The organism is Pseudoalteromonas issachenkonii (genome assembly GCF_002310795.1).
Lineage (GTDB): Bacteria > Pseudomonadota > Gammaproteobacteria > Enterobacterales > Alteromonadaceae > Pseudoalteromonas > Pseudoalteromonas tetraodonis.
The window spans coordinates 945,632-966,558 of sequence record NZ_CP011030.1 but is presented as its reverse complement, the minus strand read 5'-3'; the positions used below and the strand labels follow the sequence as shown (position 1 = coordinate 966,558).

Below are 20,927 nucleotides of genomic sequence, written 5' to 3'. Positions count from 1 at the left end.
GCTATGCATACTTAATTGATTAATCACTATTAACGAAGTAGTGAACCAATCATTTGTGTTGTGCTATTAGCTGTGCTCAGTACCGAGATACCAGAGTTCATTAGCAATTGTTGCTTAGTCATGTTTGATGTTTCAGCAGCAAAATCAGCGTCCATTAACGTACCTACAGCAGCTTGAGTGTTTTGCTTCATGTTAGATACGTTAGTCATTGTATGGTCAAGACGGTTCATTGATGCACCAAGCGTTGAACGTGCAGTACCAATTTCGCCAACTAAAGTATCAACAAACGCAATCTGCGCTTGTGCTGTTGCAACGTCAGTAAATGCAGCAGCAGAACCAATGGCTGTTGTTACAGCACCTAACTGAGTAGAAATATCAACATTAAGGGTTTCTGCTGCACTTGAACCTACTTGGAAGTTAACCGCACCTGCACCAAACTTACCAGTAGCTGCTAAAAGTTTAGTTCCATCACCAAACGATGTGTTGTCCATGATGTTTGTAAGCTCAGTAGCTAGTGCTGTGTATTCTGCACTTTGTGCAGCCCATTCTTTTGCACCGTTTGTATCACTTGAACCTTGGGTAGCAAGTTCTTTCATGCGGTAAGCAATGTTAGTCATTTCATCAAACGCACCTTCAGCAGTTTGCATCATAGACATAGCGTTGTTACCGTTGTATAAACCAGCGTCTTGACCACGTACTTGTGCATTTAAGCGTGAAGCGATTTGTAGACCAGCCGCATCATCTTTTGCAGAGTTAATTTTAAAACCAGAACCTAAACGCTCAAGCGCTGTAGATAAATCGTTGTTGCTACGACCAAGTTGGTTTTGGATTGACATTGAAGCCATGTTTGATTGAATTGATAAAGCCATGTTTATTTCCTCTTTAAATGAATAGCTAAAGTAATTAGTGAACCTAAATCACCTTCTAATAACTAAGAGCGACCATATTTTTAATTACCTAAACTTTTTTCTAATTATTTTTATATTTTTTTAAGCTATGTGTTCAAAGCGAGTAAAATAGGCATTTTCGTTGGCTAAAAGCAGATAAGAGGAATAGCAGAAATAAAAAACGATGCAGCAATACTAAATTGCTGCATTAAAAAATTAGGTGAGTGAGTATTGCACCATATTACGAGTAATGTTTGCTTGCGACATAATCGCAGCCACACTATTTACACTTGGGTTTTGCATGTGCTGTTTAACCCCTAGACTTAAAGCAAGTAGTTCATCAGTGTTAGCTAATGAACTAGCAGAGTCAAGCTGCTCTAGTTGGCTTTGTAATTGTTGTTTTTGTGCCTGAATTTTTATTAAATTCGCTTTTAAATGGCGCTGCGCAGTTTGAATTTGCTCACGGTGCTGAGCAATAGTGGCATTTTTATCGGCTATTTTAGCAAGTTCATTCAGAGGGTTATCTAAATCATTGAGCTGCAACGAAATCGGGTTACCCGCCGCAACTCGTACACCTTGACCACTCATCACCCAAGGCTCTAAAAGTGGAGCCGCATTATCTTTTTGCGCACTAAAAAGCAGACGGTTTTCACGATTAAGCTCAACATTTATATGATGTGGTGCAAACGCATTTTGAATGGCAGTTAAATTGGTTTTTTCATCTTGATAGGCTGGTATCTTTAAGCTTAATGATTTGCCCGAACGACCCATCACTAACTGGATATTTTCTTCATGTGGACGTGCGCTAAGCAGGTCTATATTTGCATTAAGCTGTTTGCTAATAGCGCGATTTGGATCCGTTATTTTCAGCTGGGTATCAAGTCCTGAGCCTTTTTTATTTGCTATGTTTTGTAATGACGCTATTTGCACTTTAATTTGCTGTTGTTGCATAGGTTGTGGCTGAGTATTAGCAGCTTGGGTATTTAATTGTTGTGCTAATTTTTCAAGTCCCATATACAAATTACGAATAGTGCTTTCGCTTTGTTCGGCTTTTGCTAGCGCTTGACTCAGTGCCCCGCGCTGCGCCCAGCCAGTCAGTACTTTAACTTGGTCCTCTCTGGCAACAATTTTGTTTTTCCACAAATTGTTAGCAGAATCCTTTGTTGATGTAACGAGTGCATCCGATTTATTGGTATTAACCAAGTCAATTGCTTGCGCTTTTTCGCTACTTTTAACCAGCATAGTTAGTTCCTGAAAGTATTATAATTTTAAATGTATGAAAACAATGAAAGTTTACTTACTGTCGAGTAAACCTGCATCGATGATTCATACGCCGCCATAGATTCATTCATCGAAATAAACGCTTCTGGATAATCTACAGCACTCAAATCGTCCTGCAAGTTAACCGTAAATGTGGTGATATCTAGATTACTGGTAGTAATCGAATCAAGCGAAGCCATAGTAGAGCCTATGGTGGTCACTTGGCTACTAATAGTACCTAAAAAGTCAGCTAATTTATCTATCATCACCCGTGATTGATTGCCAACACCACCTGCTGGCGGATTATTTACATCAACAAGATAGTCTTGCATGGCATTTAAAAAACCTGCACCGGGGTCTAAATCATTACCTACGATATTGTTTTTTACACTTGAGTCGTCAGATACAGCGACTTCTCTGACAATATCGTCACCGGCATAAACATAATTACCCGTCGCATCAATTTGAAACGGTTTTTCATCGGTTTTACTACCCGAAAAATAATATTGTCCATCGCTGTCGGTTGCATTTAGTAAATCAACAATTGCCGGAAAAGCCACACTCATTTCTTGGCCGAGTGCTTTAATTTCTGCCTCGCCCATTGAACCATCAGCTGCGGTGGTAATTAAACTTTGCAGTGAATATATTTGGTTAACAATACCGGTTAGCTGTACTTCTTGTTGACCTAATGAAAAGTTAACTGCATCCATATTGGTTTTGTATTGCTCTAACGATTTTATTTCTGAACCTAGGTTCATGATCATTACAGTGCCAAGCGGATCATCTGAGGGCTTAAGAATACGCTTATTGGTTGCTAACTGAATTGATTTTTCGTTAAAGTTTTCAGTATTACTTTGAATGTTTTTGATTGAATTTAAATGAAACTGATGACTACTAACTCGCATAACATTGCCCTTTTAAAACATTTGCAGTAAAGATTTAAACATTTGATCTGCCGTGCTAATTACTTTGGCATTGGCACTGTACATTTGTTGAAAATGCATTAAGTTTGCCGCCTCTTCATCAAGGTTCACCCCGCTGTAGCTATCGCGCGCAGCAATGGCGTTTTCACTTAAATTAGTAGCGGTGGTAATGCTATTTAAGTTTTGCTTACTAGTAATAGCAAGATCTCCTACTAATAACGTAAACTTATCGCCTTTTCCTGCCATTGAAGCAACAATATTAGCAATATTAGAGTTATCACCAGGTCCTGAGGTACTACTGTCTTTAAAACCAAGTTTATCAGTGGTGATCGCAGGGTTAATCTCAATCGTCCCTAATGGGTTTAATGGATTGTATGTAAACAGTGCTTCACCGGGGTCGTTATTTAAATCAAAACCACTTTGTAATGCATCATTCATATCATCGGCAAGGTCGGCAACTAAGCTATTTAAGGTTGCAAGGGTTGGTTTTATTACATCGTTATCAACGCTTATTAAGCCACCAAATTGACCACCAACGTTTTTATCAAGGGTGAATTCTTGACCAATAAAGTTACTCGTTACTGTTGTTCCATTTACTGAGATTGATGCCGCTTTACTCCCTACCACCAGCGGGGCACCACTTAAGGTACTGATATCAATAAAGCCATTATCTCGCTCAACAATAGATACACCAATATGCCCAGATAACTGATTTACTAGGCGTTCTCGGTTGTCTTTTAGCTCTGCGGTTGATTGATTATTTGCTGTTGCTAACCCAATGCTACTGTTAATTTCGGCTATTTGCTTAGTTATAGAAGACACATTAAGCGCCACGTTACTCATTTGTGCATTTAACTTTGTTGCTTGGCCTGCCAGTGCGCCATTAATTTGCGCAATATCTTGCATAAAGCCTTCGGCTGAAGATAAAAATTGCTGCCTGAAAGCCTGTGAATCAGGCTTAGTGGCCGCTGCATTGAGTGCATCCGTTAGGCTTGCAAGAGAGTTATTTAAGTTGAGTGAGTCGGTACCAATTATTTGCTCAATAAAACCTAGATATGACTGTTTGTTTTCATAATAAGTGGTATCTGAATTAGTGCGCCAAATATCATCATTTAAAAAGGCGTCAACAACCCGGTCAACCGATGCCACCTCAACCCCGCCTAAATATACATTAGAGGTTTTAAATTGAGCTTGCTGACGCGAGTAACCTTCAACGGCTGCATTCGCCACATTTTGCCCTGACACAGTCAGCGCAATATTTGCTGCATTGAGGCCGCTTAACGCGTTATTTAACATAGACATAATTAACTACCTAATCGTAATAGCATTCAATGGCTGAACAAACGCCGACCCTGCATAAATATCATAGCTTTGGGTTGGCTCAACGCTTTCAGCATCTTTATGATGATCATTAGCGACCAAGGTTTGGCTATTCTTAAATGTATTTTCTATCGGGGTAATTTTCTCATCAAACTGCTTAATAATCGCTTCGGCTAAACCCAGTTGATGAGTTGAGGCTAAGTGCTGCGCAGTTTGGGCGTTATGCATGTCTCTAAATTGGGCTTGCTCGTTACTATTAAAAAAACCATTGTCACCGGCCATAGTTTTGGTGGTGCTGTCCATGCTTTTTAACACGAGTTGTAAAAAAATCGCTTCAAACTGCTCTGCCGCTTGCTTTACGCCCGCTTCACTGTTGCCGGTAATGTTTTCAAGATGGGTCGGGTCTATCGCTAATGACTGAGATAATTGGGTTGATGACTCTATTTTCATGGCTATTTCCTTTAAATAACTAATAGCTCGGCTTCTAGAGCCCCAGCATTATCAAGTGCAATTAGTATCGACATTAACTCGGCTGGCGTTGCGCCGAGTGCATTTACCGCTTTTACTATTTCATCTAAAGAGGTGCCTTCAGGCCACAGCAGCATATTTCTTTGTTGTTGATCTACCGTGATATCACTTGATTGTGTAGCTGTGGTTTGGCCATTTGAAAACGGCCCAGGTTGCGACACTTGCTCTTGTTCGCTAATGGTAATGGTTAAATTGCCATGATTAACAGCCGCCTGATTCACCCGTACAGTATCATTCATTACTACAGTACCGGTGCGACTATTAAATACGATTTTAGGACGCTCAGAACCTTGCTCTACACTAATGTCTTGTAGCATCGACATAAACGTGTTGCGACTATTGGCATCGCTTGGCGCACTGACCACTAAACGCGCCCAATTTTCAGCAGAGGCCACATCGGGTCCAAATACTTTGTTTATTGCGCGCACGACATTGCGAGCAGTTTGATAATTTGGATCTTTTAAATTAAGAATTACATCGCTTTGGCTTTCATACATAGCCGTAACACTGCGCTCAATGATGGCGCCATTGGGAATAAGCCCCGAAGTAGGCACATTGACAGTCACCGAGGAGCCACTTTTACCACTGGCATTAATACCCCCTACCACTAAGTTACCTTGTGCTAGCGCATACACTTTGCCATCAACCCCTTTTAACGGGGTCAACATTAAGCTACCACCATGTAAGCTTTTTGCATCGCCTAATGAGTTCACAGTTACATCAATGGCTTGGCCTGGGCTTCCCATTGGCGGCAACGTAGCATGTACCGCAACAGCCGCTATATTTTTTGATTTTGGTAATCGTTCTTCATCTACAGAGACACCAAATTGCTTTAGCATATTACTTAACGATTGGCCGGCAAATTTCACTTGGGCTTTATCACCCGACCCCGGTAAACCTACCACTAGTCCGTAACCTACCAGTTGGTTTTCTCGCACACCTAGCACATCAACAATATCTAGTAATGGACGAGCTTTGGCGGCTACAGTTGCAGGCGCTAATAGGCTAAAAAAGCACACTAGCATTAATAGTAAATATTTCATTAAAACCTCAGTAATCCCTTAAAACGGATTTAAGAATCGGGTAAATAAAGTGGTAAACCAACCTGGGCGATTCGCATCTGCCAAAGTGCCTTTGCCGGTATAACTTATTTGTGCCTCTGCAATACGAAGCGACGAAACACGGTTACTTACATCAATATCGCCTGGGCGAACCAACCCTTCAATTTCAATGTATTCATCACCTTGGTTGAGCTTAATTTGCTTACGCCCTTTAATAACCAGCGACCCATTAGATAAAACATGATTAACCCGTACAGTAATAGCGCCACTGAGGAAGTTTTGCTGGCTGGCACTGCTTTCACCGTCAAACTTAGCACTCGAGCCTATACCCAAATTAAAATCAGCTACATTGAGTGCACCAGCTACTGGCACCGAAACATCCAAGTCGGTACTTTTATCTAAACTCGAATCGGCACTTTTACTTGATTGGGTGCGCTCGTTAAGCACCACAGTTAAAATATCGCCAACCCGGTAAGCACGTTTATCTGCATACAAAGAAAACATATAGTTATCTTGAAATAAGCTACCATCTTGCTGATTCAAACCCTGTGCATAGGCATCTTGGCTTATTTCATAGTCTTGAACTGATTTTTGAGTGGTATTTTGTGGGCATTTCACTTCCCCATACACCACTTCACATTCCACCATTTGAGTTTTTGATGGAGTGTTGCTGCAACCAGCAACACCTAAAAGCAGCAAAAATAATGTTAACTTATTCATCATAATCATACGTTTTGGTTTATAAAGCGCAGCATTTCATCTGCCGCAGAGACTACTTTAGCGTTCATCTCGTAAGCGCGCTGTACGGCAATCATGCTCACCATTTCATCAACGACGCTCACGTTTGAGCCTTCAATAGTAAATTGTTGTAAGCCCCCAAAAGCATCTTCGCCAGGGATACCCTCAACAGGTTCACCCGATGCCGCTGTTTCGCGGTACAAGTTGCCACCTAAACTTTGTAAGCCTGCAGGGTTTGCAAAGTTAACCGTTAACATTTGACCTAACTCTACCGCTTGCGCATCTTTACCCACTACCGCAGTAACGGTGCCATCGGTGCCAATACTCACTTTAGTGGTGCCCTCTGGCAGCGCAATATTTTGTGCCAATGGTAAGCCGTTGCTGTTTACCAGTAATGACTCAGAGTTAAGTTGAAACTGACCGTTACGGGTAAATAATAACTCGCCGTCAGGGCTTTCAATTTGAAAGAAACCTTGCCCAGCAATGGCCACATCTAACTGGTTGCTGGTTGTTTCAAAACTGCCTTCAGTAAATTGCTTTTGCGTGCCGTTAATACGCACACCGGTTCCCACCTGAATCCCAGATGGCAGCTGATTAAGCTCATCTACCTGCGCGCCAGGTTGTTTTTGTACTTGGTAAAATAAGTCTTCAAATACCGCTCTGTCTTTTTTAAAACCGGCAGTGCTCACGTTCGCGAGGTTATTAGATATTGTTGTCATTCTTAAATCTTGCGCTGCAAGACCGGTTTTACTCACCCATAATGCTGAATTCATGTTTGGCTTCCTGTTTATCCACGTCCACTGATGAGCTTATTACCGCTGGTCGCTAATTCGTCAGCAGACTTCATCATTTTTACATTCATCTCAAATTGGCGACTGATATTCATGGTTTTGATCATTTCAGCCACGGCATTCACATTAGAGCCTTCTAAAGCACCAGTTCTTACTGTGATTGTTTCGTCGGCCTCAAGAGGCTGTAAATCGTTAGCTCTGAGTAAGCCATCAGCACCTTTGATTAAGTTTGCATCGGTGCTGGCTAATTTAATTTGCGCATCTTCTGCAATTACACCGCCACCAATGGGGGTTAGGTTAATCATGCCGTTTGAGCCAATTTCAATATCACCAAACTCAGGAAGTTGAATATCGCCACCGTCACCTTGCACACGTAGGCCATTAACAGTAATAAAGCCATCGGCATCAACCACTAAATTACCCGCGCGGGTATAAGCCGGTTCGCCATTGTCATCCATCACTTCTAAATAACCGCCGTTGCTTAGTGCTATATCAAGATTACGGCCAGTATCCATGATTGGCCCTGACGATAAATCAGTAGTTACTGGTGTTAGTTGCGCGTGGTAACGAGTACGAAAGCCCTCGCCTTGTACCATCATTGATTGCGCTTGCTCTAAGTCGGCTTTAAAACCTACGGTGCTAACATTTGCTAGGTTATTTGCAGCAACACGTAAGGCGGTATTATTAAGTTCAGCACCCGAAACAGCGGTATAAATTAACTTTTCCACGCTCAGCTTCCTTAGGTGTTACTAAATAAAATTTGCATCATTTCATCAGCGCTGCTGATGGTTTTTGCGTTGGCTTGGTAGTTTTGTTGAAATGACATTAAGCCAACCAGCTGCTCACTAATATCAACATTTGAGCCCATAAATGAACCCGATAGCAATTTGCCCAAAGATCCACTTTCTGGCTCGCCATAGAGTGCAGAGCCAGACTCTTCAGTTTGATACCACACGGTATTACTGCCTTGCTCTAAACCATCAACATTCGCAAACGAAGCAAGTACAACTTGGCCTTGTAATTTAGATTCACCGTTAGTAAATGTTGCAAATACACGGCCGTCGTCTTCAACTTTCACACCAGAAAACGCTCCTGAGGTATAGCCGTTGGCATCATTTTCGTTAACACTGAAACTTGAACCAAACTGCGTAGTGCCATCGAATTTAAGTGCGATATTTAATGCTGCAGCACCACTGGTTATTTCTGCATTTCCTGGTGTTGAAGTAATAGGCACTTCTAAATCAACCGCCGTTAAATCGCCTGAAAACGGCACCATTTTTCCATCGGTATCAAAGTTAAGTGTAATGGTTCCGGCGTTAATTGAACCACCCGCACCATCATCAATAGCTTGAGAACCTGTCGTCGCACCAAGCGCTGAGAGCTGACCTTGAGTAAGGGGTTTACCATCTAAGAAAAACATCGCTTGCCATTCGTTACTACCCGAATGGTTAAAATACTGAGTCATTACATGGCTGTTACCTAAGGAGTCGAATACTTCGGTAGATTGAGAAAAGTTATATTGGCTACCATCTTTAGGATCAAATAGCGCAGGAGCTGTTGGATAAGCAATCACGTCGCTAGAAGAACTTAAGTTACCGTTAAAGTTAATATTGGTACTGCCTTGTGCTTCTATGTTTGAGGCTTCAATTTTTAAATCAGTTAATACACCCGGTACAATTGCTGGGTCACCACCATCAACTTGAGATACGCCAAAACCTTGCAGTTTGCCGCCGTTGGCATTAACAATATTTAAGTCGTTATCTAACTGAAACTGGCCTGCTTGGGTGTAAGCCGTACGGCCGTTTTCTGATATGGCAAAAAAACCTTGGCCATCAATAGCAATATCCAGCGCATTACCGGTGCGCACAATTTCACCACCGGTAACAAAATCTTCTTTAACATTGGCAACTTTTACACCGCCGCGTTGGCTACCGTTATAAACCGCGGCAAATTCTGCAGTGTTATTTTTATAACCAGCAGTACCCGAGTTAGCAATATTATTACTGGTTACTTCTAATCCTGTTTGGGTACTTTTAAGACCACTTAATCCTATATTGAACATAGACATATTATTTATTCCTCTTATTTATGCCACTTGATTAATTTCAGTGATACCAAAATTACCCAAACCATCGACTTGCAATAAAATATCTTCTAACGACTTACCTACAGAAACACGCTCAACCTCACCGCTTAACCAAGTATCAAGCTGCTTTGGCACCTCGGCTGTAGTGGCATACGCTCTGACTGCATACGCACCGGCTTCTTGGTTTTCAAATTCAAAACGCAGCGAACCGACTCCTGAATAAGGCAGTTGTTTTTCTTCAACTAACTCACCATCTTGGTTATAAAGTTGTACAGTGACAGAGTCTGCGGCTTCACCTAAATTAACCATGCCTGAGACACTGCCATCTTGCTCAAGGGCAATACTGCTTGCTTGCACATCAACCGTTTGACCAACCATATTAGTGGCTTCAAGCACCGCTAAGCTGCTGACATAATCCAAGCCATCGGCGGTGTTTTGGCGAATGCTTTGTAACGACTCAACATTCGAAAACTCTGCAAGCTGGCTCACATACTGAGTGCCATCCATAGGCTGTAATGGATTTTGATTACTAATTTGCGCAACGAGTAACTCTAAAAACATGGTCGACATTTCATCTGCAGAACTATTACCGGCAATATTCGTGGTGTTTTTTGTGGCGTCTGCAGCGCTTGGAACGGCTGAATTAACTTGCATAATATTATTGCCCTAACTTAAGAATGCTTTGCTGCATGCTATTTACACGCCCCATTACTTCAACAGATGTTTGATAGCTGCGACTTGCAGACATCATGTCTGCCATTTCTTCAAGTGCATTTACGTTGGAGTAAAATACATAACCATCGTTGTTAGCTATTGGGTTGTTTGGCTCGTAGCGCTGCTCTACCGCTCGGTTTGACTCAGTGATCCCTAGTACATCAACCGAGGCTGAAATTGATTGGCTGTCTTGAGTTTGTTTGTACAAAGCAGAAAATACCGGTTTAAGTGCCTTGTAAGCGTCGGCTTCTGAACCGGCTGCGGTATCGGCATTCGCTAAGTTAGATGCAATGGTATCGAGGCGAATAACTTGAGCGCGCATGGCGCTGCCGCTAGCGTCATAAATTGAATTAAAAGACATTATGATTTCCCTGAAATAACTTTATGTAAGCCATTTATTTTCATATTTAAAAAGGTCAAACTGGTTTGAAAATCCATACTGTTGCTAGCAAATTTTGCTTGCTCAATATTTAACTCAACAGTATTACCATCACTTGATGGTTGATAAGGAACGCGATATTTAAGTTCATCTGTTTGTACGCCAGCAAAATCAACATCTCTGTTTTGCGAAAAACTGGATGAAACACTTTGCATAATTTGACGGTAATCTACATCTCGAGATTTAAACCCTGGCGTGTCAACATTAGCCAAGTTACTGGCAATGATTTCTGCTCTGTCTAACCTTAATTTCATTGAAAAAGGGTGAACACCTAACGCTTTATCAAATAGTTCCATTGTTGCCTCTAATTTTTGTTTCTTGTATGCTTTCGCGCTTCGCATACACTTTCTACCTTGTGTATAACAACCTTTATGCCAACTTTTAAAAGTATATTTTTTCAATGACTTATATAAAAAAAGAGCAAAAAACAGCCCAACATACGGAAGCTGAACTTCCCCAAGGGAAGCGTTGGTTTTTCCGCTTACTTTTAACTATTGGACTACTGCCAGCTCATGCTATGGCCACCCCCATTAATTTTGATAAAGAAATTCGGCAGTTTTTACACAGTGAAATAAATAGCTATTTGCACTCGATTAATTCGCAGAGTCAGCAGCAAAACATAGAGCTATTTATTCCTAAAGGTAGCGAAAACCTAAACTGTGATGAGTTGCAAATCACTCGCTCACAAAGTCACACGCCACCTGCAGGCAGGGTGAGTATTTCTGTATCTTGCCCATCGCCTGCTTGGCGCTTTAGAGCCAGTGCCAAAGTAAGTGTGTGGATAAACCTAGTGGCAGCAAAACACACTTTAAACCGAGGTAAAGTGCTTAATAAGCAAGACTTAGAATATAAAAGCGTGGATTTAGGCAAGCACCGCCATCAAGGCGAAACCGGTATTGATCAGCTAGTTGGACTCACCGTTAAACGCGAGATTGATAAAGGCACGGTGATCTCCACCCGCTACCTAGAAAAGCAGTATTTAATCAATAAAAATGAGCATATTTCACTGCAAATAAATACCGCAACTTTCTCGGCCAATGTTAAAGCCATTGCTCTTGAAGATGGCCAACTTGGTGAGGTTATTAATGTAAAAAATTTATCATCAAAAAAAGTAGTTCAAGGTAGAGTAATTGCGCAAGGTGTGGCAGAGGCGACATTTTAAAAAATGTCGAAATAAAAGTTAAGTAATGCTTGTACTTGGTCGCTGATATAAACTAAGCAATATAAATTCGATAAACGAATTAGGTAATAAACAATGAATATAAGCGCAATAACAACCACTGCGGTTGAGCAAAGCCAAAAAACAAACCAGCGTTCTTCACTGGATGCAAAACCAGAGCAACAACCTGTAGCGACTAAACAAGAGCAAGTAAATTCAGTGAGTGCATTAAGTAAATCAATAGACTCAACATTTCAAGATTTAGCTGCAAAGCCAGACGTTGATATGGATAAAGTAGCCCAAATGAAAGCGGCAATTGCCAGTGGTGAATTTAAAATTAACATTGATGAAACCGTTAACGCTATGGTTGAACTTCATAAAAAATGAAAACTGTAAAAGAGTATATTGTAAGTCTGCAACAAGACATTATTAAGCTAGACGCATTAATTGAATTACTTGAAACGCAATACGAATTGCTAAGCCAACGTAATGTGCAGCTAGAAACACATAATAAAAAAATGCTTGGCTTTTTAGAAAGCTTAAATGAATCGCATAATCAGCGCGATGGCTTTTTGGTGAGTTTAGGCTTGCAAGGTGGCAAAGAAGGCTTAGCACAATTAACCGCGTTGCTGCCTGCTGATATAAACTCGCTCACTACAAAATTATTACACCAGCTTGAGCTAAAAACTAAAACCTGCAAAATAATGAATGAACGCTCAGGGCAATTACTCTCAAGCCAGCGTCGGTTGTTACAGCGCTTAACTGGCGGTGAAAACAAACAAGCTTACCCAGAAATGCCTTTATAAATACGTTACATAAAGGCATTTTCTTGTTTAGTCACTTTGCGCTATATTTTTACTTTACTCCTATTATTACCTTTTAAAACCCTATCTTGAGTCCAAAAATAGTTGTTCCGCTAAAACTTAGTATTATTAGCTTTTGTGCAACTTTGCGGCTAATTGTATTTATAATAAGCAAATAGCGGCTAACGTCACCTTTATTAGACTAAAGAATGATTGCTGCTGAATCTGCTGATTTTATGACCTTTTCGCTATTCTGCATGACAAGATCACACTGTAAAAACAAAACAATAAACCACTGAATTTAAAGACCTTTTAAATTTAACAAGCCAGTTACAACACATCCCTTTGCTATTTTTGTTAACATTTACAAAGCGTTAAACTGGGCTATGCACGACCTTTTGCCTAATTACAATATGTAGCAAGCTGTTTTACCCTGCGCACTCAACGTTCATTTGCTTTGTAAAAGCTGTATTTTTATTTTGAGTTAGCAACTAAGTTGCAGGAGAAGTCATGACCACCAAGCCGCTAGATGATAATTCATCTGATGCTATACCAGGAGCGGATACTCAAACCGCGTCCGATAGCTATGAAAATCTTCATAAACCCAGCTCTGAGTTTGAAAGCCGCGACGCTTATCTAGAGCACGAACTGCAAATTATGCAGCCAAAACGCTGGCGTCCAAATTTACCGTTTAGAGATTATCGCTTTGAATTTGAAGACACCATTCCAGCGATGGCCGCAACTATAGGTAAAGTTGTGATGGTTGCAGCCATTGCTGCCACGTTTGCAGGCCCTTTAGGCTTAAGTGATGGCTTTGTACTTGAAAACGTACGCTACGAACTTTTAATTGTTTCGTTATTTATTTTACTATTTTCTGGCTTTATTTTACCGACCGCTAACTTAGCGGGTACTCATGGCCCACTCATTCCATTAATTCCTATTGTGGTTGCCGCAGGCGGACACCCTATGGCCTTTGGTTTGCTCATAGGAGCCTTTGGATTGATATTAGCATTTAGTAAAGGCGGCAGTCTCATGGCCAAGCTCACCAGTAAAGGGGTGTGTGGTGGCCTACTTCTTTATTTAGGCTTTGTGGGTACCATTTCACAAGTTAAAAAGCTGTTTGCATGGGCTGAAGAAATTCAAATGACCCATATTGCCTTTATTGTAATCTTAGCCACAATTTTACTTTATGCTTTATTGGAGCATTACAAAAAACGCTGGTTAGCCGTGCCACTGAGCTGTTTAATTGGTGGTTTTACTGCTTTTGCATTGGGTGCACCGTTTGAGTTTCATACTGCACCGGGCTTACCAAACATGAACCCTATGTACTGGTGGGGCGAAAACACCGGCTGGATGCTTGGCTTACCAACAGCAGAAAGCTTTGTAGTTGTACTTCCTTTTGCAGTTTTAGCAGTTGCTATGTGGTCGCCTGACTTTTTAGGCCATCAAGTATTTCAAAAAATTAGTTACCCTGAGCGTACTGAAAAAGTACAAATGAATATTGACGATACCATGCTTAGCGCATCAACAAGACAAACCTTTGGCTCGCTTTTAGGCGGTGCTAACTTTGCGTCATCTTGGGGCACTTACATTGTTCCTGCTGCTATTGCAAAACGCCCTATTCCTGCAGGCGCAATTTTAACTGCGTTATTTTGTATTATCGCGGGTGTTTGGGGCTATCCAATGGACTTAGCTATTTGGCAGCCAGTATTGTGTGTTGCATTAATTGTAGGGGTGTTTATTCCACTACTTGAAGCGGGTATGGAAATGACCCGTGAAGGTAAAACCACCCAATCAGCCGCCATTGTGGTGTTTGCATCAAGCCTAGTAAACCCTGCATTTGGTTGGTCACTAACTATGCTACTTGATAACTTGGGCCTTATTGGCTGTAAAGAAAGAAGTGCTGATTTATCGCGAATGAGTCGCTGGGTCATCCCACTTATAATGTTTGTGTTATTAACCGGTGTAATGGCACTGGTAGGTATGCTGCCAGGCATTCCTGCGCTAATGCCAAGCTTTAGACATTAATTCCTTTATTAAACAGCAAAGCGAGCTTTAATAGCTCGCTTTTTTATTGTACTTATAAAAACCAGCACAGTGTACTTGCAATAATCCCCCTTGAAGTAACAGCCCCTGAAGTCACAGTCCCTGAAATAATTACAAGCCACCCTGCAGAATTTTTATAAAACTCGCCACCAGCTAAAAAATCTTATGTATCAAAAAACCATAACCAGTTGATATATAAATGAAATTAAACATTTCACTTTCTGGTATAGGCTTTGCAACTTTGTAAGTGAACGTTAAAAATCATTTTATTAGTAACGCTTTTAAAATGAAAAATCATCACTCTTAATAAGGAGCTAATTATGAATAGCGATCGTATCGAAGGAAATTGGAAAGAACTTAAAGGTAAAGCGCAGCAAAAATGGGGCGATCTTACCAACGATGATTTAGATAAAATTGAAGGTAGCCGTACCGAGCTTGTTGGTAAAATTCAGCAAAAATACGGTAAATCGAAAGAGGAAAGCCGAGCGCGAAGGCGAAGTAAATGACTTTGAGAAAGGCCATTAAAATAAAGCGTGTTAACAGCTTTACTTGATAATAAAAAACCGCCAATTGGCGGTTTTTTGTATACCTTAATTCTAGGAAGGTTTTGCTAATGCTAGCGCTTCGCCAGCAAGTGCAAAAATATTTTTAAGCATTAATTGCAAAATATGCCTAATAGAAGCGTAAGTAAAAGAAATCACCTGAAATGGATAGCCACAAAATGTCAGCATATGCCCTAAAATCCCTTTTACATCTTTAGTACAATTTTTAGAAAAATCAATGCTATCAGCTAATGCTTTAGCTATCTGATCGTATACTGTGAGAGCGTTCGAAAAATGATTTTGTATCGCATATAATTTACCAGTCTCACGTAAATGAGTAATTAAAGCTGCACCAATTTTCCGAGCCCATTTAGAGGTGCGGCTACATTCGAGTCGTCTCTCATAATCAAGCCTTACCTCTTCTTGAATTCGTTTTTCCATTCCCTTGTTAATAGCAGAATAACTTTTGAAGTTGCTAGCTGTATGCAAATATCCTGGCGTATCCTTAGTCATACTATGTGCTTTTGGAGTAATAGTGGCAGCACCGTGTAAAATATATTCTTGCTCCGTATGCATAAATGGCCACACAGGTACTAAAGGAACTGGGTCGGCTGCATGTACACAACGATAAATGCTATTATCTGTTGCGGACTCAGTTTTTACTGCAAAACTATTATAACCAACTCGCGGCGCACCAAAAGTATATAATTTTACATTCGCTCCAAAACGTTGCTTTAACCAGTTAGCAGCTAAGTTTGCTAAAGCACCACCTAAACTATGACCTACAACATGAATGTTTAATTTTTTCTTAGTGCTTTGTTTAAAATACAGCTCTAACTGATTTTTGAAAGAGTTAAATGTATGGTTGAAGCCTGCATGTACAGGTTGATTATTACTACAAGTACTTAAACCACAATGTAAGTCAGTAACAACATCACGTATTTTTGCCGTGCCACGTAAAGCTAAAACATAATCATCTTCATATGCACCCTTCTTACCTTTTGCAATACAGCCAAAATTGGTCGAGTGATTAAAAACTCGCTCAAGAATAGAACCACTTACACCTTTTATAGATTCTGATTCGAATGAAAATAAAGAGCTAATCCTTTCAAAATATGGATTAGCTCTTAAGCCTCTTTTATCAAGGCTTTCGTATGAGATAGCAGCAAAGTTAGCAGCTATTGCAGGGCTTAAAACATTCATCAATATTTCCTTATAATTTAGGTTTTGTTTTATTAATTATCATCCGTTTCAATTTCTGAAAGGTCAAAATAAGCATTTTTTTCCACTACTTCAAAATCATCAGACCAACGACAGATACTTAAAGCTTCAAATTTATAGCCTTCAGTTTTTTTATTCTCAAATTTAAAAAGAACCTTTTCATCAGTGGTATCGGCTATTAATTGCCTTAATTTTTTTGCATATTCCTCTCGGTATTTAGCGCCTGACAATCTGGAACCCCAAAGGCAATATTCTTCATGATTGTAGGATAAATAAATAGCTTGAGAAGTAAAAATCTCAGCAAGTGGGACTGCTGGTTGATTAGAACGGATATTAATTTCAGGTAGTAAGAAACTTCCGTTCTTATCGGTGTAAGTGAAATCTTCAGCACATTTGCCATCAGAAAAATTTAATACTCTGTCTATTCTCACATTAGATAAAGGCTTGCCCTTTTCACTAACTTGGCCTTTCACCTCAGGGCACAAGTGCACTTTGTAAGCACCAATATGATTACCAAACTTTTTAAGTGTCGTTAAAAATGACATAAACAAGAAGCCTTAAAAATAGGCCGTGAACATTTTGTGGAGGGTTGCTACATGATTCCCTATAAGCTTAAATATTCACATGCCTTTGTAAATAGACCTCATATGATAAACAAGCCTATATAAAATACAATAATTAAAGCTTCAGATGTATAGGTTAAAGGAAGTTAAGCCGAGCGCGAAGTAAATGACTTTGAGAAAGGCCATTAAAATAAAGCGTGTTAACAGCTTTACTTGATAATAAAAAACCGTCAATTGGCGGTTTTTTATTATCTCAAGCTTAACTATTTTGCCAGTGCTAACTTCACTGCTGCCTCGGCATGTATTTTGGTGGTATCGTAAAGCGGAACCTGCGTATGTTGTGGTTTTACCAACAAGGCGATTTCAGTACAGCCTAAAATAATAGCCTGTGCGCCTTGTGCAAATAAGCGCTCTATAATACGCACATAATCAGCTCGCGAATCGTCATCAATAATCCCTTGGCATAACTGCGAATAAATAACCTCGTGCACTCGCTTTCGCTCATTAGGCTCAGGTATTAATACCTCAATGTTATGCTTATTAGTTAAACGCTCTTTGTAAAAGTTTTGCTCCATTGTAAATTGCGTTCCCAACAACCCTACTCGCGTAATGTTATCGTGCTTTAGTTGCTCAGCGGTGGCATCGGCAATATGCAAAATAGGAATGGTAATATTACTGGCAATCTCATCGGCCACTTTATGCATAGTGTTGGTACAAATAAGTAAAAAGTCGGCACCACCAACCTCTACAGATTTAGCTGCCTTGGTGAGTAACTTAGCTGTTTGTTGCCAATCACCTTGATGCTGTAGAGCTTCAATTTCCGCAAAATCGACGCTCACCATACAAATTTTGGCACTATGTAGTCCACCCAATGAGTTTTTAACGCCTTCGTTTAAAGCTTTGTAATAACTGGCTGTTGACTCCCAACTCATACCTCCGAGCATGCCAATCGTTTTCATAAAATTGCCTTGTTTAAAAGTGGTTAAGAGCAAGCCGATTACTACACAGATATGCGACAAAACAATAAGCAAAGATACCTGTAAAGCCTTGTATAGCGAACCCTCTGACTCATTCTGCCTTACTGTTTTGCTAACTATCAGATGTTGACTTAACAACGAATTTTTCGAATACACAATTTAGTGGGAAATAAATTACCAAATAAATAGCTAGGAAAAGTAAAAACTCCATATAAAAAGGTAGATCTTTTAGGTTTATTATTGAATCAGTTAAATAGCGGCTAACAAACGATGTAATGAATGCAGATAAAAATATAATGACTAAGTTTGAAGTTTTTTTATTCATGTAAATCCTTTTAAAAAAGCTAATTGCACAACCAATTTCATTATCGTAGTTTATGCGACTACAATTATTGTTTTAATATTTATATATAAGATAATTCAATATCTACTTTTACCACATCATTTTTAATAGCCCATTGAAAAGCATCACTATTTTCAATAAACGCCCTAAGACTATCAACCTCATTTAACGCAGAACACCACTGACTCGTTGTTGAAAGCGCAAATGCAGCCTCGCTTGGTAAAAATTTAAAAGTCGTACTAAGTTGCTGCATAGCATCTGTAGCTTCATCTATGTCGTCTAAATCAGGAATAATTTGGCGTGTAATATCAACAATAAAGTAGTCTTTACTCAGGCTATCTTCCCCGCACTGAAAAAGAAGCATATCGCCGTCATTTTCTAAAATAGTATTTTCAATTCTGTAGCTTTCATATAAATCAATAACCAGTTCAATCAACTGTTTAATATCATTGTTTTTATAAAATTCAGAGCTTTCAATTTTGATCTTGATATCTTCTATTTTCATATTTTATTTCTAATTCTGTTTAATCATTAGTAACTATGTACTCTTTTCGCTACTGTATTAACCTTTACTTACAACGTCTTCAAATAACAATTGCTTATCGTTTTTATATACTTCAAGCCAACCAAGTGAAGATGTATCGCAACCAATAGTAGTGACATGTAACACGTAACTGTAACGCCCGTTTTTAAACGTATAGTGATGATTGCCGCCACTACCCTCAAAGGTAATATTACCATTAATTAAAACGATATCAGGCTTGTCGCTTGGGCTTTTATCAATACTCCACGATACATAGCGGAAGTTTCCATCGCCTAAATTATCAATGCGAACACGATAGTTAGCTGTTTTCCAATCGAGTATTGGTTTTTGAAAAGTTTTAATACTTGAATGGAGTGATTGTTTATCTTGAGCGATTAACTTTTCTGCATGTGCTTGCTCAGTGGTATTTTGTGTATTCACGGCAATAACTTTGCCGTCTGTGTCTACCCACATTACGCCGTTATTTAGCATAATGCCGCGCCAACCTACGTTATCCCAGTCGGTATTGATATTAGAGCTGCCAATAACGGCAACAAGTTCCTCATCAAACACTTCATCAAAGCGGTTAATAAACTCAGCTTCATTTTTAATATCAGGAAGTGGATACTGCCTTTTTAGAGGGTAGCGAATATGCGCAGCAATCGCAGTTTTATCATGCGTTTTAAAAGCGGCAATAACAGGTAAAACACTCTCGTGATACTTCTGCTCAAGCGCAAATGTGTTCGATGTGAAAAATAGAGATAGGCAAAGAAATATGTACTTTAGATACTTCATTAATAGTCTTTTATACTCTTCAAAACCTCTAAAATTAAAGGGTCTTGAATTGGTTTTCCAAAAAAGCTTGTTATATCAAAATGTACTTCAATCTCGCTCTCTCCTTTTTTAATTGTGATCAAATCATATTGCTTCAATGCTTTATCTGGAGTTAGAACGGTAAACTCCCTTTTTTCTGAATGATTATCTATTGTAACGAATACACGTTTCGGAGTTTCAGGGTAGGTTGATTGCTTAATAAGTTTATATCCGGGGTATTTTTTAGATAGCCAAAAATACTCAGCAGCTACTCCGGCATCGGTAGTAGATGCGCCAATTATCAATATAGCATTTTTAGCAGAAGAGCCATCTCCTCCATTAAATTTAATCAGGTCATTATCAAATTTATAACTGAGCTCCTGAGTAAACAAAGGCTCAATATGCTTTCCTGAAAAAGATACTATCTTAGCTATAGCATCAGTTAACTGGGAAATCCCTATAATGATAGCCGTAAGCAACACTATTCCTGCGACTACCCTATTATTCTTCATTTTAGTTTTAAAACATTCCGCCCAGTCCATTAAATTTATCCTTATTTTTATAATGAAATGCAAAACTTTAACCCATTCAAGATAAAATGCTTCAAAGAAGCATGCTTATATCTCAACTTACTGTATAAAGACGTACTTAGAACTTTAGATGTTGTAAATATTAATAATAAATATATAGATTATTAATCCGCATATAAACGAAGCTAGTACATTTAAATAAATTCGAACGTTATAGCTTTTCACGAGCCGCTCTTTTATTAAAGTTAATGGGATCAAAGCTAAGCACAAATAAGCAAACCAAAATGATACAAATATATCTGCTAATCTAGATTGCATTAAGGGAGCGCTATTGCCATATCTTGCGTTACTTATTGCCTCAAAACTCTCACGATCGAATGCTATGGCAGCTACTGCAAATAAAAAAATTATATGAGTAAATAGTAAAGCTAAATTTAGAGTTCTTTTTAACAAGCTAATTTCATGAGTTTTAATAGTCCGCGATCCTTGCATTTAGTTTTTCTGCTCTTAAAAATTGATACGATGATAATATTTTTATATAAACTAAACCTGCTTTACGCTTTTTTAAAATTGACATAAGACACCTTACTTTTTTTTAGCCTAAACAAAGCCTGCTATTTCGTTTTTCACAGTGAAAGATTTAAAGTGGAGTCTAGTTTA

Annotated in this window: 23 protein-coding genes and 1 pseudogene; 5 read left to right on the top strand and 19 right to left on the bottom strand. The window is 39.4% G+C overall.

Annotated elements, in window-relative coordinates; translation table 11 throughout:
* Nucleotides 1–29: 29 nt before the first annotated feature.
* The 13 genes from PISS_RS04475 to flgB form a co-directional block, all read right to left on the bottom strand.
* The gene (locus PISS_RS04475; protein WP_010391170.1) at nucleotides 30–869 is read right to left on the bottom strand and encodes a flagellin N-terminal helical domain-containing protein; all 840 of its coding nucleotides are present in this window, start codon (nucleotides 867–869) and stop codon (nucleotides 30–32) included.
* A gap of 234 nt (nucleotides 870–1,103) precedes the next feature.
* Nucleotides 1,104–2,129, bottom strand: a complete 1,026-nt coding sequence (locus PISS_RS04470) for a hypothetical protein (protein WP_058154323.1) — start codon at nucleotides 2,127–2,129, stop codon at nucleotides 1,104–1,106.
* Nucleotides 2,130–2,155: 26 nt separating this feature from the next.
* Complete coding sequence (gene flgL / locus PISS_RS04465; protein ID WP_013464386.1) at nucleotides 2,156–3,052, bottom strand: flagellar hook-associated protein FlgL; 897 nt, start codon at nucleotides 3,050–3,052, stop codon at nucleotides 2,156–2,158.
* A 12-nt stretch (nucleotides 3,053–3,064) separates the two neighbouring features.
* Entirely contained in the window at nucleotides 3,065–4,372 is a 1,308-nt protein-coding gene (gene flgK, locus PISS_RS04455) for a flagellar hook-associated protein FlgK (RefSeq protein ID WP_058154322.1), read from the bottom strand.
* A 6-nt stretch (nucleotides 4,373–4,378) separates the two neighbouring features.
* Nucleotides 4,379–4,840, bottom strand: coding sequence for a rod-binding protein (locus tag PISS_RS04450; protein WP_058154321.1), 462 nt, complete (start codon nucleotides 4,838–4,840; stop codon nucleotides 4,379–4,381).
* Between the two features lie 11 nt (nucleotides 4,841–4,851).
* A complete protein-coding gene (locus tag PISS_RS04445) occupies nucleotides 4,852–5,961 on the bottom strand; it encodes a flagellar basal body P-ring protein FlgI (protein ID WP_058154320.1) in 1,110 nt (369 codons plus the stop codon).
* Between the two features lie 18 nt (nucleotides 5,962–5,979).
* Nucleotides 5,980–6,702: a flagellar basal body L-ring protein FlgH gene (locus tag PISS_RS04440; protein WP_013464383.1), complete on the bottom strand. Its 723-nt coding sequence runs from the start codon at nucleotides 6,700–6,702 to the stop codon at nucleotides 5,980–5,982.
* Between the two features lie 2 nt (nucleotides 6,703–6,704).
* Entirely contained in the window at nucleotides 6,705–7,490 is a 786-nt protein-coding gene (gene flgG / locus PISS_RS04435; RefSeq protein WP_010391154.1) for a flagellar basal-body rod protein FlgG, read from the bottom strand.
* 14 nt (nucleotides 7,491–7,504) lie between these two features.
* Nucleotides 7,505–8,236: a flagellar basal body rod protein FlgF gene (locus PISS_RS04430; protein WP_036956803.1), complete on the bottom strand. Its 732-nt coding sequence runs from the start codon at nucleotides 8,234–8,236 to the stop codon at nucleotides 7,505–7,507.
* Nucleotides 8,237–8,247: 11 nt separating this feature from the next.
* Nucleotides 8,248–9,576 carry a flagellar hook protein FlgE gene (locus tag PISS_RS04425; RefSeq protein WP_058154319.1) on the bottom strand — a complete coding sequence of 443 codons (1,329 nt, stop codon included), beginning with the start codon at nucleotides 9,574–9,576 and terminating at the stop codon, nucleotides 8,248–8,250.
* An 18-nt stretch (nucleotides 9,577–9,594) separates the two neighbouring features.
* The gene (locus PISS_RS04420) at nucleotides 9,595–10,248 is read right to left on the bottom strand and encodes a flagellar hook assembly protein FlgD (RefSeq protein WP_013464380.1); all 654 of its coding nucleotides are present in this window, start codon (nucleotides 10,246–10,248) and stop codon (nucleotides 9,595–9,597) included.
* Nucleotides 10,249–10,252: 4 nt separating this feature from the next.
* Complete coding sequence (gene flgC, locus PISS_RS04415) at nucleotides 10,253–10,669, bottom strand: flagellar basal body rod protein FlgC (RefSeq protein WP_010391144.1); 417 nt, start codon at nucleotides 10,667–10,669, stop codon at nucleotides 10,253–10,255.
* A complete protein-coding gene (flgB, locus tag PISS_RS04410) occupies nucleotides 10,669–11,088 on the bottom strand; it encodes a flagellar basal body rod protein FlgB (RefSeq protein WP_081745136.1) in 420 nt (139 codons plus the stop codon). Before flgB ends, flgC begins: the two co-directional genes overlap by 1 nt.
* 59 nt (nucleotides 11,089–11,147) lie before the next feature.
* Between flgB and flgA the strand changes: the two genes are divergently transcribed.
* From flgA to PISS_RS04385, 5 genes and pseudogenes are all read left to right on the top strand, one after another.
* Nucleotides 11,148–11,909 (top strand): flagellar basal body P-ring formation chaperone FlgA, encoded by a 762-nt coding sequence (gene flgA / locus PISS_RS04405; protein WP_028835468.1) that lies wholly within the window; start codon nucleotides 11,148–11,150, stop codon nucleotides 11,907–11,909.
* Nucleotides 11,910–12,002: 93 nt separating this feature from the next.
* Entirely contained in the window at nucleotides 12,003–12,293 is a 291-nt protein-coding gene (gene flgM, locus PISS_RS04400) for a flagellar biosynthesis anti-sigma factor FlgM (protein ID WP_058154318.1), read from the top strand.
* Nucleotides 12,290–12,712 (top strand): flagellar export chaperone FlgN, encoded by a 423-nt coding sequence (flgN, locus tag PISS_RS04395; RefSeq protein WP_016899393.1) that lies wholly within the window; start codon nucleotides 12,290–12,292, stop codon nucleotides 12,710–12,712. Before flgM ends, flgN begins: the two co-directional genes overlap by 4 nt.
* Nucleotides 12,713–13,219: 507 nt before the next feature.
* A complete protein-coding gene (locus PISS_RS04390; protein WP_058154317.1) occupies nucleotides 13,220–14,737 on the top strand; it encodes a DUF3360 family protein in 1,518 nt (505 codons plus the stop codon).
* Nucleotides 14,738–15,075: 338 nt separating this feature from the next.
* Nucleotides 15,076–15,280 (top strand): annotated as a pseudogene (locus PISS_RS04385) (CsbD family protein).
* A gap of 71 nt (nucleotides 15,281–15,351) precedes the next feature.
* Here PISS_RS04385 and PISS_RS04380 read toward each other — a convergent pair.
* The 6 genes from PISS_RS04380 to PISS_RS04350 form a co-directional block, all read right to left on the bottom strand.
* Nucleotides 15,352–16,500, bottom strand: a complete 1,149-nt coding sequence (locus PISS_RS04380) for a lipase family protein (RefSeq protein WP_016899391.1) — start codon at nucleotides 16,498–16,500, stop codon at nucleotides 15,352–15,354.
* A 32-nt stretch (nucleotides 16,501–16,532) separates the two neighbouring features.
* Nucleotides 16,533–17,063, bottom strand: coding sequence for a DUF6795 domain-containing protein (locus PISS_RS04375; protein WP_016899390.1), 531 nt, complete (start codon nucleotides 17,061–17,063; stop codon nucleotides 16,533–16,535).
* A gap of 281 nt (nucleotides 17,064–17,344) precedes the next feature.
* Nucleotides 17,345–18,040 carry an aspartate/glutamate racemase family protein gene (locus PISS_RS04370; RefSeq protein WP_058154316.1) on the bottom strand — a complete coding sequence of 232 codons (696 nt, stop codon included), beginning with the start codon at nucleotides 18,038–18,040 and terminating at the stop codon, nucleotides 17,345–17,347.
* A 422-nt stretch (nucleotides 18,041–18,462) separates the two neighbouring features.
* Nucleotides 18,463–18,906 (bottom strand): hypothetical protein, encoded by a 444-nt coding sequence (locus tag PISS_RS04360; RefSeq protein ID WP_058154315.1) that lies wholly within the window; start codon nucleotides 18,904–18,906, stop codon nucleotides 18,463–18,465.
* A 57-nt stretch (nucleotides 18,907–18,963) separates the two neighbouring features.
* Nucleotides 18,964–19,719: a hypothetical protein gene (locus PISS_RS04355; RefSeq protein WP_058154314.1), complete on the bottom strand. Its 756-nt coding sequence runs from the start codon at nucleotides 19,717–19,719 to the stop codon at nucleotides 18,964–18,966.
* The gene (locus PISS_RS04350; protein WP_058154313.1) at nucleotides 19,719–20,279 is read right to left on the bottom strand and encodes a hypothetical protein; all 561 of its coding nucleotides are present in this window, start codon (nucleotides 20,277–20,279) and stop codon (nucleotides 19,719–19,721) included. Before PISS_RS04350 ends, PISS_RS04355 begins: the two co-directional genes overlap by 1 nt.
* Between the last annotated feature and the right edge of the window lie 648 nt (nucleotides 20,280–20,927).

What these genes read in the sequence shown, in the direction of transcription:
- PISS_RS04470 (WP_058154323.1), bottom strand. Translation starts at nt 2,129, where the DNA reads ATGCTGGTTAAAAGTAGCGAAAAAGCGCAAGCAATTGACTTGGTTAAT.
- PISS_RS04440 (WP_013464383.1), bottom strand. Translation starts at nt 6,702, where the DNA reads ATGATGAATAAGTTAACATTATTTTTGCTGCTTTTAGGTGTTGCTGGT.
- PISS_RS04390 (WP_058154317.1), top strand. Translation starts at nt 13,220, where the DNA reads ATGACCACCAAGCCGCTAGATGATAATTCATCTGATGCTATACCAGGA.
- PISS_RS04350 (WP_058154313.1), bottom strand. Translation starts at nt 20,279, where the DNA reads ATGGACTGGGCGGAATGTTTTAAAACTAAAATGAAGAATAATAGGGTA.
- flgC (WP_010391144.1), bottom strand. Translation starts at nt 10,669, where the DNA reads ATGTCTTTTAATTCAATTTATGACGCTAGCGGCAGCGCCATGCGCGCT.
- PISS_RS04420 (WP_013464380.1), bottom strand. Translation starts at nt 10,248, where the DNA reads ATGCAAGTTAATTCAGCCGTTCCAAGCGCTGCAGACGCCACAAAAAAC.
- PISS_RS04425 (WP_058154319.1), bottom strand. Translation starts at nt 9,576, where the DNA reads ATGTCTATGTTCAATATAGGATTAAGTGGTCTTAAAAGTACCCAAACA.
- PISS_RS04355 (WP_058154314.1), bottom strand. Translation starts at nt 19,719, where the DNA reads ATGAAGTATCTAAAGTACATATTTCTTTGCCTATCTCTATTTTTCACA.
- PISS_RS04375 (WP_016899390.1), bottom strand. Translation starts at nt 17,063, where the DNA reads ATGTCATTTTTAACGACACTTAAAAAGTTTGGTAATCATATTGGTGCT.
- flgL (WP_013464386.1), bottom strand. Translation starts at nt 3,052, where the DNA reads ATGCGAGTTAGTAGTCATCAGTTTCATTTAAATTCAATCAAAAACATT.
- flgM (WP_058154318.1), top strand. Translation starts at nt 12,003, where the DNA reads ATGAATATAAGCGCAATAACAACCACTGCGGTTGAGCAAAGCCAAAAA.
- PISS_RS04475 (WP_010391170.1), bottom strand. Translation starts at nt 869, where the DNA reads ATGGCTTTATCAATTCAATCAAACATGGCTTCAATGTCAATCCAAAAC.
- flgB (WP_081745136.1), bottom strand. Translation starts at nt 11,088, where the DNA reads ATGCGAAGCGCGAAAGCATACAAGAAACAAAAATTAGAGGCAACAATG.
- flgG (WP_010391154.1), bottom strand. Translation starts at nt 7,490, where the DNA reads ATGAATTCAGCATTATGGGTGAGTAAAACCGGTCTTGCAGCGCAAGAT.
- PISS_RS04360 (WP_058154315.1), bottom strand. Translation starts at nt 18,906, where the DNA reads ATGAAAATAGAAGATATCAAGATCAAAATTGAAAGCTCTGAATTTTAT.
- PISS_RS04450 (WP_058154321.1), bottom strand. Translation starts at nt 4,840, where the DNA reads ATGAAAATAGAGTCATCAACCCAATTATCTCAGTCATTAGCGATAGAC.
- PISS_RS04370 (WP_058154316.1), bottom strand. Translation starts at nt 18,040, where the DNA reads ATGAAAACGATTGGCATGCTCGGAGGTATGAGTTGGGAGTCAACAGCC.
- PISS_RS04445 (WP_058154320.1), bottom strand. Translation starts at nt 5,961, where the DNA reads ATGAAATATTTACTATTAATGCTAGTGTGCTTTTTTAGCCTATTAGCG.
- flgN (WP_016899393.1), top strand. Translation starts at nt 12,290, where the DNA reads ATGAAAACTGTAAAAGAGTATATTGTAAGTCTGCAACAAGACATTATT.
- PISS_RS04380 (WP_016899391.1), bottom strand. Translation starts at nt 16,500, where the DNA reads ATGAATGTTTTAAGCCCTGCAATAGCTGCTAACTTTGCTGCTATCTCA.
- flgA (WP_028835468.1), top strand. Translation starts at nt 11,148, where the DNA reads ATGACTTATATAAAAAAAGAGCAAAAAACAGCCCAACATACGGAAGCT.
- flgK (WP_058154322.1), bottom strand. Translation starts at nt 4,372, where the DNA reads ATGTCTATGTTAAATAACGCGTTAAGCGGCCTCAATGCAGCAAATATT.